The sequence below is a fragment of the Pseudomonas fluorescens group sp. PF-1 genome, from assembly GCF_054481335.1.
In genome coordinates, this window is the sequence record NZ_JBTMNG010000002.1 from 1923896 (window position 1) to 1939661 (window position 15766).

Consider the following 15766-nt stretch of genomic DNA (forward strand, 5'->3'; position numbering starts at 1 on the left):
CTCTGGCCAATTTTTTCGTGTTTTGGTTGTTGGTTTGGTGCCTGTATCAGGTTTTTGGCCAGTCTTTACGGGGATTTTTGCCAATAGGTCAGAGGTAAAACATTTTCCTTTGACTTCAAATGTATTTGGCGGTATTTCTAGGCCTGCGATGAGCGTTCGCGTTTACAAGAGCAAAAAAATGCTAGATGGCCCCCCCTTCTACGTCGCTGCCGAGAACACAAAAATACGAGGTTGCACCATGACGAATCATCCCGTGAATTCCCCGGTTGACGCTGACGCCGAGCGTCTTGCATCCCTGGGATACCAGTCCGAATTCAAACGCGATATGAGCCTTTGGGCGAACTTTGCGTTGGGCTTCACTTATCTCTCGCCGGTCGTCGGCATTTACACCCTGTTCGCCTCATCTCTGATGCTGGGCGGCCCTCCGATGATTTGGGCATTGCTCATCGCCGGTGTTGGCCAACTTCTGGTGGCGCTCGTGTTTGGTGAGATCGTTTCCCAATTCCCGCTCGCAGGAGGTGTATACCCCTGGGCGCGTCGCCTTTGGGGTCGCAAGTGGGCATGGATGACAGGGTGGGTTTACGTGATGGCGATGTTCTCGACCATTGCAGGGGTGGCATATGGCGCAGCGCCATACACCGCTTCAGTTGTCGGGTTCGAGCCTACGGTGGGTGCAAACGTAATCTGTGCATTGGTGATCCTGGCCATTGCGACAGCCATCAACATGATGGGCACCAAGGTCTTGGCGCAGGCAGCGCTGATCGGGTTCTTCGCCGAAATAATGGGGGCGTTGGTGGTAGGCGTGTACCTGCTGGTGTTTGAGCGTCACCACGATATGAGCATTTTCTTCAATACGTTCGGTTCGGAGAGTACCGGCTCATACACCGCAGCATTCCTGGCCGCTAGCCTTATCGGTGTCTTCCAGTACTACGGATTCGAGGCCTGTGGCGATGTCGCCGAGGAAGTCCCGGAGCCCGGTCTGCGTATCCCCAAATCGATGCGTCGCACGATTTACATTGGCGGTGTTGCAGCCACCTTCGTCTGCTTTGCCCTGATTATGTCGGTGGTCGATATTGGCGCGGTTATCAATGGCACTCTTGCTGATCCAGTGTCCGCCATTCTGGCCAATGCGTTTGGCCCGGTGGGATCCACTGCAGTGCTGTGCGTCGTGCTGATCTCCTTCCTCTCTTGCGTGATGAGCCTGCAAGCTGCGGCCAGTCGACTGATCTATGCGTACGCTCGCGACAAGATGATTTTTGCCAGCAGCCTGCTTTCCAGGTTTTCTCATGAGCGTCATGTCCCGCCTTATGCCTTGCTGTTGTCGGCGCTTTTGCCTGGTGTGATTGTCGTCGGCTCGATGATTTCTGCTGATGCGCTGTTGAAGATTATTTCCTTCTCGGCGGTAGGCATCTATATCGCGTTCCAGATGGTCGTTCTAGCTGCTCTGCGAGCTCGCTTGAAAGGCTGGAAACCAAGCGGCGAGTACCAGCTTGGATCGCTTGGTTTGATCACCAACGTTGGCGCGCTCGTCTATGGAGTTGCCGCTATGGTGAACATCGGCTGGCCACGCACACCCAATGCACTGTGGTATGACAACTGGATTGTTGTGTTGTCTTCCTTCGCTGTCATCGCGGTCGGCTTCCTCTACATGTGGATTGCCCGCCCTCATTTACGCAGCGCAGCCATTTACGGAGACGCAATTCCATCGAGGGGGGGCGTTGTAACCGGCTCGGTTCGAAGAACCACCGCATAGTTTCCGACGTAATCAAAACGCTCTTTAAGAAGGGCGTTTTTTTTGTTTCTGAGGGCATTCCAATTGTTGGCTGTCTCTAGCGTGCCGATGTCAGCTTGAAGGTCGGAAGCACCAGAAAACTATGGCTGAGTTGCGCAGCAAAGGAGCAACGTGATGTGGTTCAAAGGTTCGTTGAGTGCAGAGTTTAATGAGGTGGATCGCGCCCTGCATGCACTGCTGGGGCAAGAGCCTCTGACCCCGGACAGTTTGCAGTTGTTGAAAAATGGTCATGCTACGACGCATTCAAATGTGTTCGCTCTGGCCGAGCGGATAAAAGCGTTGGAGGACCAGGTTGAGAGCCTGAAGCAGGCGCAAGAGAACGGGGCGCAAAACGCAACCGCCAGCGCGGATAAAATCAGCGCACTGACAAGTGAGGTCGCTTACCTGAATCAATGTTCCGCTGAGAAAAACCTGGCCTTCGAGTCGATCAATAAGGAAATGACTGCACTGAGTGGGGAGGCGCAAGTGTGGGAGCTTGTCAAACAGACCCTCACGGAAGGCTGTTGGGATCTCAAGATCGTTGACGGAGACCTGGAGCATCCCTCCAATGAGCTTCGTTGGTCTCGTCAGTTCAAGGAACTGGTTGGCTATTCAGATTCGGAGTTTCTCGATGGCTGGGAAACGTATAACCAGATCGTTGATCCCGACGATCTCCCCAGGATGCTGAAGATTATCGAAGAATACGTACGGGCTCCGCAAAGCGCCGACCATTACGTCGTTGAGTATCAAATGAGGCATAAGCAGCGGGGTATGGTTTGGTATCGAGAGCGGGGGCGGGCCATGACGGGGGTTGACGGCAAGGTCTGCAGGCTGATTGGCGCCGTTCGAGACATTTCTTCCGAGCGGCATGCCATCGAGTTACGTCAGCGGGAGCAGGCGGCCATGCAGGCAACCTATGCTCAAATTTCCACTGCTCTTGGAGTGATAAAGGCCATTGCAGATCAAACAACCATGCTCGCGCTTAATGCCGCGATTGAAGCGGCGAGGGCAGGGGATTCGGGGCGTGGGTTTTCTGTTGTGGCTGATGAAGTAAAAAAGCTCGCTTCAAGAACGCAGGAGGCCACTCAGCAGATCCACTCAATGCTGTCGAACGTCTCAGTGAGTGGTGAGTGAGCCTGTATAAGCAGGTCGCTTGCGCCGGTGTTTCGCGATGATAAAACGTATTGGTAAAACCATCATCCAGCCGACCCATACTGCATCCTGCCATTGCGGCGCGGTGGTGTTTGAGCTGGATCTTCCTGATGGGGTGGTCGACCCCAAGCGATGCAACTGTTCGCTCTGCAGGCGCAAAGGCGCAGTGATGGGGACTGTAGCGCTATCCGGCATACGCATCACCCAGGGTGCGGATGTTCTGACGGCCTATCGTTTCCATACGGGCGTTGCGTGCCATTACTTCTGTTCTCGATGCGGTATCTACACGCATAACGTGAGGCGCTCCGATCCGACCCAATGCGGCTACAACATAGGTTGTCTGGATGGCGTGGATCCGGCGGCGCTGGAGCATGTCTCGATGAGCAATGGGGCCAACCATGCGCTTGATCGAGGCACCGAATGATTTGGAAGAGGTGGGGCGAAAAGGGTTTCGTGCTGCGTAGAGAGGCTTAAGCCTCTCTACGGCGAAATGTGTCGGCTTATGCCGCGCCTCGGTGTTTTCGCTTGCAGGGGCGCTGCACCAGCGACCAGTGCGCAGCGGCTTCGCCGAGTTCGATAACCCGACAACCTGTTTCCTGGCGATTCATTGCGTGATGAGCCATATCTCCGACCGTCCAATTGGCCGTGTTGGCAGCGATGACGCGACCTTCCTCGGATACGATCAGGGCTTCGTTTTCCATTTTGATCAGGCTGGAAAGCAGGATTCGTTCGAACTTATGCAAGGCGATGTCCGCACCGGCGATACCCACGAAACGACCATCAACGTGGATAGGCAGGGAGAAGGTCAATATGTACGTATCGGCCCCGTAAAGATCGACGTAAGGGCCTATGACAACATTGCTTCCTGTATTTTTCGGGCGAGCAAACCACTGCATGCTCTGGTAGTTGTAGAAGCTTTCGCTGCGGCGATTGAAGTTGAGGGTCATGGGTACGACCTTGCCCGCAGCCCCCATTCTCCACCACTCAAGGTACATCTCGCAGTCTTCCAGCTCTCCCGGCTCAAGCACAACGCCAGTGCCGTGAATGCATGATTTGGAGCCTTGGAGCTGTGCATCGATTTTTGGTTTAAGCACGGCCAGGTCTTTGGATGAGGGCTTCTTGCCCAGCGCAGCCTCACGTCTCCAAATCTCCACGACTTCGTTTGCCAGGATCGTCAACTGGTCGAAAACGTTACCGATCGAAGCATTGATGCTAGCGGCGCAGTCGTCTGCGTCGGTGCGAAAAAGTGGTACTGGCATGATGTTGGGCCCCTGTTGCATTCTCGTAACGCAGTTTCAGCTTGATGCCGTGAGTAGCTTCCACCCACTTCGCATCAAAAAGCCGCTTACGGGAGAAGGAGCAAGGCGCATGCCATTTTCTAGGCTATCTCGGATAAAAGATCTAATCTCAGATCTATGAGCCTTTTGATGCCGCGCGTGACATGCGCTTCTGCCAATGCGCCTGCAAGATTGGGATCATTTGCCATGATTGCATCGGCAATCGCTCGGTGTTCTGATTGGGCCGCTTCGGGCGTTATGGAGCCTTCTCCGGGGATCCACATCAACTCGCCGATTTCTGCCTGAAGGCTCATTTCTGCGTGGGTCAGTCTTACTGACTGCGCGGCAACGGCAATCTCTATATGGAATCGCGCGTCGGCACGGCGCCGTTCTGTTCGGGTTGTCGCATCGCCAAGCGCATTAATGTAGTGCTGTAACTTGGCATGATGCTCCGATGAGGAGCGCTTGGCGGCGAGTCGAGCCGCGGCCCCCGAGATGGCAACATGTTCGTCGCAGAGATCGCGTAGTTCCAGCGCGCTCATATCGGCAAGGCGAGTACGCAAATGAACTTCCGGGAGTTCAATGGCGGGGCATACGAAACTTCCGCCGTTACGGCCTCTCTTTGTCTCGATGACACGGCGTTCGCGAAGGTAGGCCAAGGCTTCACGCAGTGTTACGGTCGCTACCCCGAACTGCATGGCCAGTTCGTTTTCGCTTGGCAATTGCTCGCCTTCGGCGAAAAGCCCCAGGTCGATCACTTCAATTAATCTGCGAACGACTTCTTCTGTCCGGCCTTCTTGTCGCAACCTCATGAACGAGGCTGTTCTTGCACTGGAGTTGTTGTTCATCATCCATCGGCAGTGAATGTTGCTCGGGCGAGCTCAATTGACCTGCCAATCCTCCCAAATGGTTGTGTCTCATGGCCTCAATTTACCAGACTCAGCCGGCACTTCGCGCTAAAACCTCTCAAATTAAATTTTAAAAAAAAGGCCGCCCCCTCGACAGGTGCGGCCAAAAACTCGGGTGGTAACGCCGAGTAGACAAGCTGAGATACAGGGTGAGTGCTGTTTCTCAACGGGTCCCGAAGGGGTAGCTCAGCGAAGGCATCCATTTGCGCCAAAGTTGTTCCAGTTGGCCGTTCGATTTGATCGTCGCAAGGGCCTCATTGACGTGGGCGAGCCAAGCCTCATTTCCCTTTTTGACCGCAATGCCCCATTGGTTTTGAGTGGGAACACTGAACCCGATTTCCAGGTCCGGTTCCTCGGCAAGCGGAACCAGCGCGACGTCGTCGTCCACGAATGCATCGATAATTCCGTCGCGTAGCGCGCTGACCATGTCACCCAAAACATCGTCGCTATCCCCGCCGAAAGGCACGCAGATGCAGCCGGTGAACGTTTCGGCCAGTGCCATGTTCAAGCTTTGGGCAATCGCACCGACTTTCTTGCCCTTCAGGTCTGATGGGGATCGCAGATTTGAGCCACGTCGAATCATCACGGCTTCATCGAATACCGCGTACGGCTCAGTGAAGTCGGCCAATGTCTTGCGATGAGCGGAAATGCCCTGACCGCACAAAATGACGTCGCCTTCCCCAGCCTGTAGCGCGGGATAAAAATCGGCCCAGTTCTGATAGGCGAACTGAAAAGGCAGGCCCAATGTTTGGGCCAGCAGCCTGCCCAGATCGGATTCGTAGCCGTGTCGGAAACCGTTGTCGTCTCTCCAGAAAAGCGGTGGAGCAGGGAGGTCTGCACAAATCATTCGCAATTCTGGTGCTTGGAGGGCTTTGTCGGTCATGGCAGGTAGTCCAGGTACATTTTGCGTTCCCAGTCGGTCACTACGCCGCAAGAGCGAGCCCATTCATCGGCCTTCAGTTCGCGATAGAGACTGGACAGTTCGGCAGGGAATGCATTGCGTACGACTTCATCGCGATCAAATGCTGCAACGGCGTCACCCAGGGTGAGAGGAATCCCCACCGACTCGCCGCCGTCGACATAGCTGTCTTTGGACTCGGACGGGCCTGGGCTTGTCTTGTTGCGAAGACCATCCAGCATGCCGGCCAGCAGCACGGTGTGCGAGAGGTAGGGGTTCACGCTGGCATCGGGAAGCTTGTACTCCAGACGACCGTTGGCGGACAGGCGCACGGTGCAGGTTTTGTTGTCCATGCCCCAGTTGATTCGAGTTGGAGCGAATTGGCCGATATCCCAGAAGCGTTTATAGGAGTTCACGGTCGACGCCATGATCATCATGGAGCCAGGAGCGTGAGCGAGCATGCCACCCAAGGCATGCATGCCTGTTTCAGTCAGGTGCAGTTCACGTCGACCGGGTTCAGCCAGAACGTTACGGTCGTCTTTCCACAAGCTGACGTTATGGTGGCAGCCGTTACCCATGCTGCCGGTGCTCGGCTTCGGCATGAAGCTCGCCTTGACACCGAATTCACTCGCGACCTGGCGACAGATCAAGCGATAGGTCATCAGTCGGTCTGCAGTCAGTTCACAGGAGTCAAACATCCAGTTGAGTTCGAGCTGGCCTGGGTCCTCGTAATCGCCTTCGATCATGTCCAGGCCCATGGAAATCGCATATTCCATGACGCGTTTGTAGATAGGGCGCATCAGCTCGAGGTTGCCCATGTGGTAGGCCGGGCTTGCACCTGGGCGCACTTGAACTTCCAGCTTGTCGCCGAACCAGGTCATCTCTGGCTCGCAACCCGATTTCATACGGAAACCGGTTTCCTTGATGAAGGCTTCATGCGAACGGATCAAGTGTCCACGAGCATCGGTGCCCAGTGGGGCGCCGCCGTTTTCGAGGCGGTGATCCGGCTCGTACATACGGCAGAAGAACGAACCAATGGATTTGTCCCAGGGAAGAATGTTGAAGCTATCAATGTCCGGGATGGCGGTGAACTCAGCCGCTTGTGCGCCCCCGCCCAGCAGTTCGCCAGTACGGGTCGTTTGAAGATCCGAGACGGCCGTGCGATGGAATTGCACGCCTTTCTCAAGGTTGCGCAGCAGGTGTTTCGCCGGCACGACCTTGGCGATGACGCGACCGGAGAGGGTGACAACTTGGTAGTAGAGGTATTCGACGCCGGCATCTTTGATGCGTTTGGCCAGTTCCTGGGACGCTTGGGAACTGGTGTTGAATTCTCTGTGCAGGTCTAACGCAGTCATTCGAGTTCTCCTGGCGCTGCATGGGCAAGGCATGGCAGCAGCACATTCTTGTTGTATTCCTGCTCTGACGGCTGGCACATGGCACCTGGCAGGGACGTATTTAATTTAAGATATGGTTTTATATCTTTCAAGCGTTAAATTTTGAAATCGCCGATTTTTAAGGTTGTTTCGTGCGGTGTTTTTGGTTTTTTATAAGGTAAAACGAATAAATAGCGACTTTTACGACGTGAGATCAGGCGTTTATAAAGGGGGGTGGCAAAAAAAAGGGCCTATACATACAGGCCCATAGGTTAATCGGTTGAGTGATGCTTACTGCGTACGATGGGTGCGGAAGAAGTCAGCGACCCATTTCGCTACAGGAGACGCATCGACGGGTAAATGAGCAATGGAATCCAGGGCGTTGGCCGACACGTAGTCGCTTAGAAGATCGCCGCGAAATTTTTTTGCCAGTGCCTGGATGTATTCCGCTGAAAACTCAGGATGGTACTGAACGGAGATCGCCGGAAAGGAATAGGCGAAGACACCGTTTTCACAGTGAGCTGATCCACCTATGCGGGTCGCTTCTGGCGGCACCTTCTGAACCTGATCTTGATGGAAGACAAATGAGGCAATGCTTCCTGGAAGTTCGGGCGTCTCATAGTTGTATTGCTGAGAGCCGACGCCCCATCCCTTGCTTGATTTTGCGTTCAGGCCGCCGTACGCATCCGCCATGATTTGGTGGCCAAAGCAAATCCCGAAAACCGGAATTCGCTTCTGTCTCAACTGTTGAAGGAGTGCGATCAGGCCAACCATCCAGGGACTTCGCTCGTAGGTGCTGTGTTTCGACCCGGTGAGGATAAAACCATCGAAGTCATCCGGGGCCGGGAGCTTTTCTCCACGCACTGGCGACAGGTAGGTGAACGTGGCTTCCGGAAGATAAGGGGATAGCCACTTGTCGATCATTTTCGGGTACGACCCAAACTCATCGATCAAGTCGTCGGGTGTTCGTCCGTTTTCCAGAATACAAATCCGCAATGGCTGTTGAGACATATTTCACCTCATGAATCGTAGGGCTGCACATGACGACGGTGATTCAGGCAGCGCCGTGAAGGCGCTGGTTCACGAAGTCGCCATTGTGCCGGTCGTAGTGTTCACAGTCCTGATAGAACCGCTTTAGCCCAGGGCATTGCAATGTCACCGGGAAGTTGTCCTGCGCTGGCGTCATGCACCCCTCGTTCCCCCACCTGTTTGGCTCCCAGCCGAGTCAGCGTCTGTGCAACGATCTCGCTGCCGCGGTTGAAGGTTTCGTAGAAGCTGTCACCCAGGCCAAACAGCGCGAACTTGAGACCGCAGAGGTTGGGTTGTTCACTGTTGAGCGCTTCGAAGAAAGGCTGAGCGGAATGCGGAAGTTCGCCGTCGCCATAGGTCGAGCACACGATGAAATAGAACACGTCAGGCGACAGATCGGTGACTGAGAATTTAGACATGTCGGTGCTTTCGATGCTCACGTCTGCGCTGAGTGCATCGACGATATCGTCGGCGACCATTTCAGCGTTACCGGTTTCTGTGCCGTAGAGGACTTGAATGTTCATTTATTGTTTTCTCCTGCTTGATGGGACTGGGCTGCGCCTAACATGGCAACCTTGTTGCGGAATTTTCGGCGCGCGCGGCCATAAGGGGCATTTTTGAGTTCGGCCGTATCGATGCGCTTCCAGTCTTCGTAGCAAACAGTCGTGCTTTTGATCGCCTTTGCTATCGCCGGGTAACCTGGTTTTCCAAGACCCAGGGCGCCCGACTTCACGGCCTGTACGATGTTGTCGGCCACGTGTTTGGCATCCGCTCGATTGTCCGGGATCGTGCCCGTGGGGCCTCGGCGGAACCAGCCGGTGCAATACAGGCCGTCATCCAGAAAGCCGTTCGCCAGATCGGAGCTCTGGCGTGATAAATCCGTGCGGCACAGATCGAGTTCCGGGCGCTCTTCAAATCCAATCGCAGTGATGATGCTTGTCGCGGGAATGCTTTGCTGACGGTCGGGGTTTTGCGTGTCTTTCAGCACCAGGCCTGCAACATGGTCGACACCGGCCACGCGAACGGGCGCCCAGCCAAAATGGAATGTCACCGATTTTTTGCTGGTGTACGGTTCGGCTTCTGATCTGGCCAGGGCGAGCAGTGTTTCTATCTTGGCCTTGGCAAGCCCGAGCAGTGCTTCTATTTTGGCCTTGGCAAGCGGATCCTCAATCGATTCGAGATCGAACTCGTCGTGAAACTCGAATTGCACATTGGCGAGTTTGGCGAGTTCTTTGATCATCACCGTGTCGAATTTTGCCAATGCAGCTGGCGATCGACCTACGACATCGATGTGTTCTATCGGGCTGCTCGCCAGGTGTGTCAGTGCTTCGTGGGACAAGTCCGAGCCATGAAACTCTTCGCCCTTTTTGACCAGCAGTCGCAGCACGTCGATGGCAACGTTGCCGTTGCCCACGATGATTGGGCGAGTGCCAAAGCGTGGCAAAAACGCTTCTTCGTCCGGGTGATCGTTCAGGAATCGAGTGACCTGTCCGGCGCCGTAGATGTGATTCAACGCATCCCCCGGTACGCCCAGTTTCCGATCGCCATACAGGCCCGTCGCAACCACCACGATGTCGTAAGCGGCGCGTAGATCTGCCAGTGGTAGTTCGGTGCCAACATGAACGTTACCCAGAAACCGGATTTTCTCGCGTTCAAACATTCTTTCGAATTGCCGGGTCACTGCCTTCGTGCCCGGGTGGTCGGGCGCAACACCGTAGCGGACCAAGCCATATGGAACGGGCAGTCGTTCAATCAGCGTGATCTCTGCGTCCGGCCATTCACGTCGAAGTGCTTGAGCCATGAAGCAGCCCGAGGGGCCCGACCCGATGATCGCAATGGTTGGAGTGCTCATGATCAGACCTCTGGATCGAACGCCATGGGCATCGCAATAGGGCCCGTGTTTCCGCTATCCGGCAGCCATTGCACTTCGCCATTGAAGCGAGGGTTTTTGATGCGTTGTGCAAGCAGCGCCAAGGCTTCTGTCATGTCGCCGCGAGCGATGAAGTGACCGATGCAATGGTGAGCGCCTGCGCCAAAACCGAAGTGCGCCTGGCGTTTGGCCGTGATATCGAACCCGGGATTTTCGAAGACGGTCGGATCGGTACCGGCCGCCTGGCTGAACAGGTGAACCGTCGTGCCCTTTTTGATATCCAGTCCTTGGTAGTTGAAATCCTCCAGCGCTTCGCGGGTCACCCATGTCACGGTCGGGCGCACGCGCATGACTTCTTCGACAGCAGCCCTTGCCAGCTCAGGATCTTCACCCAGCAGTTTCCACTGGTCCGGGTGCTGGACGAACATGTCCATGGCCAAAGCGATCTGGTTACGCGTGGTGTCGATACCGCCGAAAATGGCGAGAACGATCATGTCGTACAGTTCTTGATCGCTCAGCGCGGTTTTGTCTTCTTCGTTGGCTTTAACCAGCAGGCTGAGAAAGTCATCGCCCAGGCCGTTCTTCTTCAGGGCTTCAACCGCCATGGCGGCATAACCGAACAGCTTGTCGGTCGCGGCGTTGATCTTTGCTTCGTCCTGCTTGAACGTCACGCCCAGCGCCAGGCCCATGTCCACCGCCAGCTGAGCCAGCCCTCGCCACTCGCTGCGCGGTAAGCCGAGGAGGGCGCAGATGACTTGAGTGGCGTATGGCTCAGAAAAGTCGGCGACGAATTCGCAGGTGCCTTTCTTCGAGAATCCATCAATGATTTCGTTGGCCGTGTCCTGAAATACAGGCGTGAGCTTGCGTACGAGCTTCGGTGCAAAAGCAGGGTTCGCAAGGCGGCGAAGGCGGGAGTGATCGGCGCCTTCGCGACTCAGCAGCATCCGAATCCACCAGTCGGCAAAACTTCCTGTTGCCTTATTGTGCGCAGGCCATGCGTAGCTCCCCTGGCGAAGACGCTGGTCTCGAATCAGCGCGTTGACTTCGTCGTAGCGAAGCACTGCGATGCCATAAGGCGTCCGTGCAAACCAGCTTTTTTCTCGCGCATCAATCACTTCCTTCGAGCGCATTGAAAAGGAAGGGTTGGCCACATCCAGGTAGGGCGCAGCTTCGAGCGTAGTAGGGAGACTGGAAGACATTTGGACACCTTCGATCGTTATTAGAAGAGGCGAGCTGCTCGCGATTCGCACGGGTCAACTGCGAAGGTTGACGGGCGGTGCGGGCCATTACCTGCGTGGGTCTGGTATCTCGCCGGAGTCGCATTACGAATTAAATTTAAAATATGGTTTCATATCTTTCAAGGGGAATTTTCGTTTTATGGGGGGCTGGCGGGCTCGTTTTTGCCATTGCATGGCACGAATCGCATAAGAATTTGGCTGTTTAGAGTGGAAAACTACCTGGGTAGGGCGTAAAAAAGCTGCTTGGCATCTAATTTACTTTAAGATATGGTTTCATAAGTATTAAGATTCGATCAGGATTTGCTTATGAAGTCGCCGCGCGCCATTGCAATTGTTCATTCCGATACTGATGTCCCTGGCAGCCTGCCCGAGCTCTTCAGCGAGCAGGGTATGGATCTGGAAATGGTATCCATCAGCCAGGCCCTGCCAGCGCCTGAAACGCTCGACATCGTTGTTGTGATGGGCAGCCCTGAATCGGCCTATGACCATCGATTGCCCTGGTTGGACGCCGAGCTGAAATGGCTGAAGTCTGTTCAGGAGCGAGGCGTGCCGACGCTTGGAATCTGCTTTGGCAGCCAGTTGCTCGCCCGCGCGCTGGGCGGTCAGGTCTATCGAAACTCCACCGCAGAAATCGGTTGGACTGAAGTTCAGACACTTCAGGCGCAGTGGGCACACAAGGGCCCCTGGCTCAATTTTCACTTTGACGCCTTCACGCCGCCCCCCGGCTCAACCTTGTTGGCGAAAACCGATCTGGCTCCCCAGGCCTACCGCAAAGGCAAGTCCATGGGGGTGCAGTTCCATCCGGAAATTGACGCACAGATGTTCGATACCTGGACGCACTACTGGCGCAATACCGAGGAAGGGCAGCGCTTTCTGGCCTCTGCCGGAGATCTGCCAGAGCGTATGCGCGCGGAAATTCAGGTGAAGGAGGCCGGTAATCGAGCCAACTGTCGCCTGCTGCTTCAGGATTTTTTAGCCGCTATCTGAAACACCCATTCAACCCTGACCCAGCCTACGAATTCAGCGAGCTCGACCTGGGCCATCAATCGTGAAACCTGAGGACAACCATGCAACCGTTAACTTTGAGCGATTGGGAAACCAAATCTGCACAGCTGAAGATTGAAGGGCGCGCGTTCGTGAATGGCGCGTATGTGAGCGCTGCGGCAGAAGCTGTTTTTGAGTGCGTCAGTCCGGTCGATGGGCGCTTTCTCGTCAACGTTGCCAGCTGCGATGCCGCCGATGCGGATCACGCAGTAAAAGTCGCCCGCGCCACATTTGACGCTGGTGTCTGGTCTCGTTTGTCGCCCGTTTCCAGGAAGCAGGCGATGCTCCGTTTTGCTGATCTGCTGGATCAGAACGCCGAGGAGCTGGCGCTCCTGGAAACACTCGACATGGGCAAGCCCATTTCGGATGCACTGAATGTCGATCTTCCTTGCTCAGCTGATGCCATCCGTTGGAGTGGTGAGGCGATTGACAAGATTTACGACGAGGTCGCCGCGACACCTCACGACCAGTTAGGCCTGGTCACTCGCGAGCCGATCGGCGTTGTCGCCGCGATCGTGCCGTGGAACTTCCCATTGATGATGGCGTGCTGGAAGTTGGGGCCTGCACTTGCAGCGGGCAACTCGGTGATTCTCAAACCATCGGAGAAGTCGCCTCTGACCGCCATTCGTATTGCCCAACTGGCAATCGATGCCGGCATTCCTGCGGGCGTCCTGAACGTACTGCCGGGCTATGGCCACACGGTAGGCAAGGCGCTCGCCCTGCATATGGACGTCGATACCATCGTCTTCACGGGCTCGACCAGGGTCGCCAAGCAACTCTTGATCTACTCCGGCGAATCCAACATGAAGCGCGTATGGCTGGAGGCTGGCGGCAAGAGTCCCAACATCGTTTTCGCCGACGCTGCCGATCTTCAAACCGCAGCGGAATCCGCAGCAGGTGCGATCGCCTTCAATCAGGGAGAGGTTTGTACCGCCGGTTCCCGTCTTCTCGTCGAGCGTTCGATCAAAGACACATTCCTTCCGATGGTCATCGAAGCACTGAAAGGTTGGACGCCCGGCAATCCGCTTGATCCTGAAACAAACGTGGGAGCCCTGGTCGACACGCAGCAGATGAACAACGTGTTGGCCTACATCGAGGCCGGTCACAAGGACGGTGCCAAATTGGTCATCGGTGGCGAGCGCGTGCTTGAGGAAACGGGTGGGACTTACGTACAGCCCACCATTTTCGATGGTGTCAGCAACGCGATGAGAATCGCCCGGGAAGAAATCTTCGGGCCGGTTTTGTCGGTCATCACGTTCGATTCGGTCGAGGAAGCGATCTCGATCGCCAACGACTCCCCATACGGTTTGGCCGCTGCGATCTGGACCGCGGATATTTCCAAGGCACACCTCACGGCCAAAGCCTTGCGGGCGGGCAGTGTATGGATCAATCAATACGATGGCGGCGACATGACCGCCCCCTTTGGTGGATTCAAGCAGTCGGGGAACGGTCGCGACAAATCGCTCCACGCGTTTGACAAGTACACCGAGCTGAAAGCCACCTGGATCAAGCTGTAATGGGGAGCGAGATGTCCGTTCAAAACACGCTTCTTTTCCGTCAACACGCCTGATTGGGATTGAAGCGGCGGCTCTCCCGCAGAGAGCCGCCCGGAACATTTATTGATGCACGGCCCCCCGGGCCGATGCTCAGTCGCAGCAAGGCCTGAACATCATCGGCGAATGCTTCGACGAGTTGGCATAACGCTCTCTTCCAGACTGTGGGCTCATACCATGAACAAGACAAACCTCACGCTTGAACAGAAAGACGTTAAATACCATATGCATCCTTACACGGATGCCCGCCTTCATGAGTCGGCTGGCCCATTGATCATCGAGCGTGGCGAAGGTGTTCACGTTTTCGATAACCAGGGCAAGCAGTACATCGAGGCCATGTCGGGGTTGTGGAGCGTCGCGCTGGGCTTCAGCAATCAGCGTTTGATAGAGGCTGCAGAAAAGCAGCTGCGGACACTGCCGTTCTATCACTTGTTCACCAGCAAGGCGCATGCGCCGAGCATCGAGCTGGCAGAAAAGCTGGTTGAACTCTCGCCAGTGCCAATGAGTAAGGTGTTTTTCACCAACTCCGGCTCTGAAGCCAATGACACGGTTGTGAAGCTTCTTTGGTACCGCAACAACGCTTTGGGCAAACCGGCCAAAAAGAAATTCATCAGTCGGATGAATGCCTACCATGGCATCACCGCCGTCAGCGCAAGCCTTACCGGGATACCTGCGAACCAGCGAGGTTTTGACGTGCCTCTTCCTGGTTTTCTCCACGTCAGCTGTCCTCACTTCTACCGGTTCGCAAAGCCGGGTGAAACCGAGGAGCAATTTGCGGATCGTCTCGCTCAGGAACTGGATGATCTGATTCAAAAAGAGGGCCCCGAAACCATCGCGGCCTTCTACGGGGAACCGTTGATGGGAGCGGGTGGTGTGATTGTGCCGCCTGAAACCTATTGGGAAAAAATCCAGAAAGTGTGCCGCAAGCACGACATCCTCATTGTGGCTGATGAGGTGATCTGCGGTTTTGGTCGTACCGGCAACCTGTTCGGGAGCGAGACGTTCGGGATCAAACCAGACGTTATGGTGTTGTCCAAGCAACTGTCTTCGTCCTACCAGCCGATTGCAGCCATTTTGATCAACGACCTGGTGTATCAAGGCATCGCTGATCAGAGCCACGCACTGGGCACCCTGGGTCATGGGTTCACCGGAGGCGGACACCCCGTCGCAACGGCGGTCGCGCTTGAAAACCTGAAGATCATTCAGGAAGACAATCTGGTTGAGCATGCAGCCAATATGGGAGAGGTGCTTCGCCATGGGCTTCGGCGCTTTATCGGACATCCGCTGGTAGGGGAGGTCCGTGGTGTGGGGCTTATAGCGGCAGTTGAGCTGGTCGCCGACAGGGATACCAAAGCGCCGTTTGAGACTGTGGGGCGGCTGGGTCGCTACTTGGCATCACGTGCGCAGGATCTCGGGATGATCGTTCGCAGCATGGGTGACTCGATAGCTTTTTGCCCTCCGCTCATTTCAACCGAGAAGGACATCCAGGCCATTCTGGATTGCTTTGAGCAATCTCTCGAAGATACCTGGCAGTGGTTTGAGCGCAGTCGAGGCCAATAAATAACGCGGCTCACTACACCGGCTGTAGCTGCTCACAAAAGGGGGTGATCGGCCGACAGGATGCGGCGCTGATTCAAAGTCCTGTTGCAAGCT

14 protein-coding genes are annotated in these 15766 nt (G+C 55.5%); 6 read left to right on the top strand and 8 right to left on the bottom strand.

Going from position 1 to position 15766, the window contains the following annotated elements; translation table 11 throughout:
- Window positions 1-238 precede the first annotated feature (238 nt).
- The 3 genes from ACX3YD_RS23650 to ACX3YD_RS23660 all read left to right on the top strand — a co-directional run bounded on the left by ACX3YD_RS23650 (window position 239) and on the right by ACX3YD_RS23660 (window position 3347).
- Window positions 239-1753 carry an APC family permease gene (locus ACX3YD_RS23650; RefSeq protein WP_458961174.1) on the top strand — a complete coding sequence of 505 codons (1515 nt, stop codon included), beginning with the start codon at window positions 239-241 and terminating at the stop codon, window positions 1751-1753.
- A 153-nt stretch (window positions 1754-1906) separates the two neighbouring features.
- The gene (locus tag ACX3YD_RS23655; protein ID WP_458961175.1) at window positions 1907-2905 is read left to right on the top strand and encodes a PAS domain-containing protein; all 999 of its coding nucleotides are present in this window, start codon (window positions 1907-1909) and stop codon (window positions 2903-2905) included.
- A 37-nt stretch (window positions 2906-2942) separates the two neighbouring features.
- A complete protein-coding gene (locus tag ACX3YD_RS23660; RefSeq protein WP_103406595.1) occupies window positions 2943-3347 on the top strand; it encodes a GFA family protein in 405 nt (134 codons plus the stop codon).
- Between the two features lie 76 nt (window positions 3348-3423).
- Here ACX3YD_RS23660 and ACX3YD_RS23665 read toward each other — a convergent pair whose 3' ends face one another.
- The 8 genes from ACX3YD_RS23665 to ACX3YD_RS23700 form a co-directional block, all read right to left on the bottom strand.
- On the bottom strand, window positions 3424-4203 hold the full coding sequence (locus ACX3YD_RS23665; RefSeq protein ID WP_090467601.1) for a cache domain-containing protein: 780 nt from the start codon (window positions 4201-4203) through the stop codon (window positions 3424-3426).
- Window positions 4204-4301: 98 nt separating this feature from the next.
- Window positions 4302-5048 (bottom strand): FadR/GntR family transcriptional regulator, encoded by a 747-nt coding sequence (locus ACX3YD_RS23670; protein WP_458961176.1) that lies wholly within the window; start codon window positions 5046-5048, stop codon window positions 4302-4304.
- Between the two features lie 223 nt (window positions 5049-5271).
- Window positions 5272-5991 (bottom strand): substrate-binding periplasmic protein, encoded by a 720-nt coding sequence (locus tag ACX3YD_RS23675; protein WP_458961177.1) that lies wholly within the window; start codon window positions 5989-5991, stop codon window positions 5272-5274.
- Window positions 5988-7361, bottom strand: a complete 1374-nt coding sequence (locus tag ACX3YD_RS23680; RefSeq protein ID WP_458961178.1) for a glutamine synthetase family protein — start codon at window positions 7359-7361, stop codon at window positions 5988-5990. Before ACX3YD_RS23680 ends, ACX3YD_RS23675 begins: the two co-directional genes overlap by 4 nt.
- A 309-nt stretch (window positions 7362-7670) precedes the next feature.
- On the bottom strand, window positions 7671-8390 hold the full coding sequence (locus ACX3YD_RS23685; RefSeq protein ID WP_458961179.1) for a type 1 glutamine amidotransferase: 720 nt from the start codon (window positions 8388-8390) through the stop codon (window positions 7671-7673).
- Window positions 8391-8491: 101 nt separating this feature from the next.
- Complete coding sequence (locus tag ACX3YD_RS23690) at window positions 8492-8932, bottom strand: flavodoxin domain-containing protein (RefSeq protein WP_047526603.1); 441 nt, start codon at window positions 8930-8932, stop codon at window positions 8492-8494.
- On the bottom strand, window positions 8929-10260 hold the full coding sequence (locus ACX3YD_RS23695; protein WP_458961180.1) for an FAD-dependent oxidoreductase: 1332 nt from the start codon (window positions 10258-10260) through the stop codon (window positions 8929-8931). Before ACX3YD_RS23695 ends, ACX3YD_RS23690 begins: the two co-directional genes overlap by 4 nt.
- A gap of 2 nt (window positions 10261-10262) precedes the next feature.
- Entirely contained in the window at window positions 10263-11477 is a 1215-nt protein-coding gene (locus ACX3YD_RS23700; protein ID WP_458961181.1) for a cytochrome P450, read from the bottom strand.
- 345 nt (window positions 11478-11822) lie between these two features.
- Between ACX3YD_RS23700 and ACX3YD_RS23705 the strand changes: the two genes are divergently transcribed.
- The 3 genes from ACX3YD_RS23705 (at window position 11823) to ACX3YD_RS23715 (ending at window position 15673) form a co-directional block, all read left to right on the top strand.
- A complete protein-coding gene (locus ACX3YD_RS23705; RefSeq protein WP_458961182.1) occupies window positions 11823-12503 on the top strand; it encodes a type 1 glutamine amidotransferase in 681 nt (226 codons plus the stop codon).
- A gap of 80 nt (window positions 12504-12583) precedes the next feature.
- Window positions 12584-14077 carry an aldehyde dehydrogenase gene (locus tag ACX3YD_RS23710; protein WP_458961183.1) on the top strand — a complete coding sequence of 498 codons (1494 nt, stop codon included), beginning with the start codon at window positions 12584-12586 and terminating at the stop codon, window positions 14075-14077.
- A gap of 213 nt (window positions 14078-14290) precedes the next feature.
- Window positions 14291-15673: an aspartate aminotransferase family protein gene (locus tag ACX3YD_RS23715; protein WP_458961184.1), complete on the top strand. Its 1383-nt coding sequence runs from the start codon at window positions 14291-14293 to the stop codon at window positions 15671-15673.
- Window positions 15674-15766: the final 93 nt, after the last annotated feature.

Excerpts from the sequence above, each read along its gene's own strand:
- ACX3YD_RS23650 (WP_458961174.1), top strand. The coding sequence starts at position 239 with ATGACGAATCATCCCGTGAATTCCCCGGTTGACGCTGACGCCGAGCGT.
- ACX3YD_RS23655 (WP_458961175.1), top strand. The coding sequence starts at position 1,907 with ATGTGGTTCAAAGGTTCGTTGAGTGCAGAGTTTAATGAGGTGGATCGC.
- ACX3YD_RS23660 (WP_103406595.1), top strand. The coding sequence starts at position 2,943 with ATGATAAAACGTATTGGTAAAACCATCATCCAGCCGACCCATACTGCA.
- ACX3YD_RS23665 (WP_090467601.1), bottom strand. The coding sequence starts at position 4,203 with ATGCAACAGGGGCCCAACATCATGCCAGTACCACTTTTTCGCACCGAC.
- ACX3YD_RS23670 (WP_458961176.1), bottom strand. The coding sequence starts at position 5,048 with ATGAACAACAACTCCAGTGCAAGAACAGCCTCGTTCATGAGGTTGCGA.
- ACX3YD_RS23675 (WP_458961177.1), bottom strand. The coding sequence starts at position 5,991 with ATGACCGACAAAGCCCTCCAAGCACCAGAATTGCGAATGATTTGTGCA.
- ACX3YD_RS23680 (WP_458961178.1), bottom strand. The coding sequence starts at position 7,361 with ATGACTGCGTTAGACCTGCACAGAGAATTCAACACCAGTTCCCAAGCG.
- ACX3YD_RS23685 (WP_458961179.1), bottom strand. The coding sequence starts at position 8,390 with ATGTCTCAACAGCCATTGCGGATTTGTATTCTGGAAAACGGACGAACA.
- ACX3YD_RS23690 (WP_047526603.1), bottom strand. The coding sequence starts at position 8,932 with ATGAACATTCAAGTCCTCTACGGCACAGAAACCGGTAACGCTGAAATG.
- ACX3YD_RS23695 (WP_458961180.1), bottom strand. The coding sequence starts at position 10,260 with ATGAGCACTCCAACCATTGCGATCATCGGGTCGGGCCCCTCGGGCTGC.
- ACX3YD_RS23700 (WP_458961181.1), bottom strand. The coding sequence starts at position 11,477 with ATGTCTTCCAGTCTCCCTACTACGCTCGAAGCTGCGCCCTACCTGGAT.
- ACX3YD_RS23705 (WP_458961182.1), top strand. The coding sequence starts at position 11,823 with ATGAAGTCGCCGCGCGCCATTGCAATTGTTCATTCCGATACTGATGTC.
- ACX3YD_RS23710 (WP_458961183.1), top strand. The coding sequence starts at position 12,584 with ATGCAACCGTTAACTTTGAGCGATTGGGAAACCAAATCTGCACAGCTG.
- ACX3YD_RS23715 (WP_458961184.1), top strand. The coding sequence starts at position 14,291 with ATGAACAAGACAAACCTCACGCTTGAACAGAAAGACGTTAAATACCAT.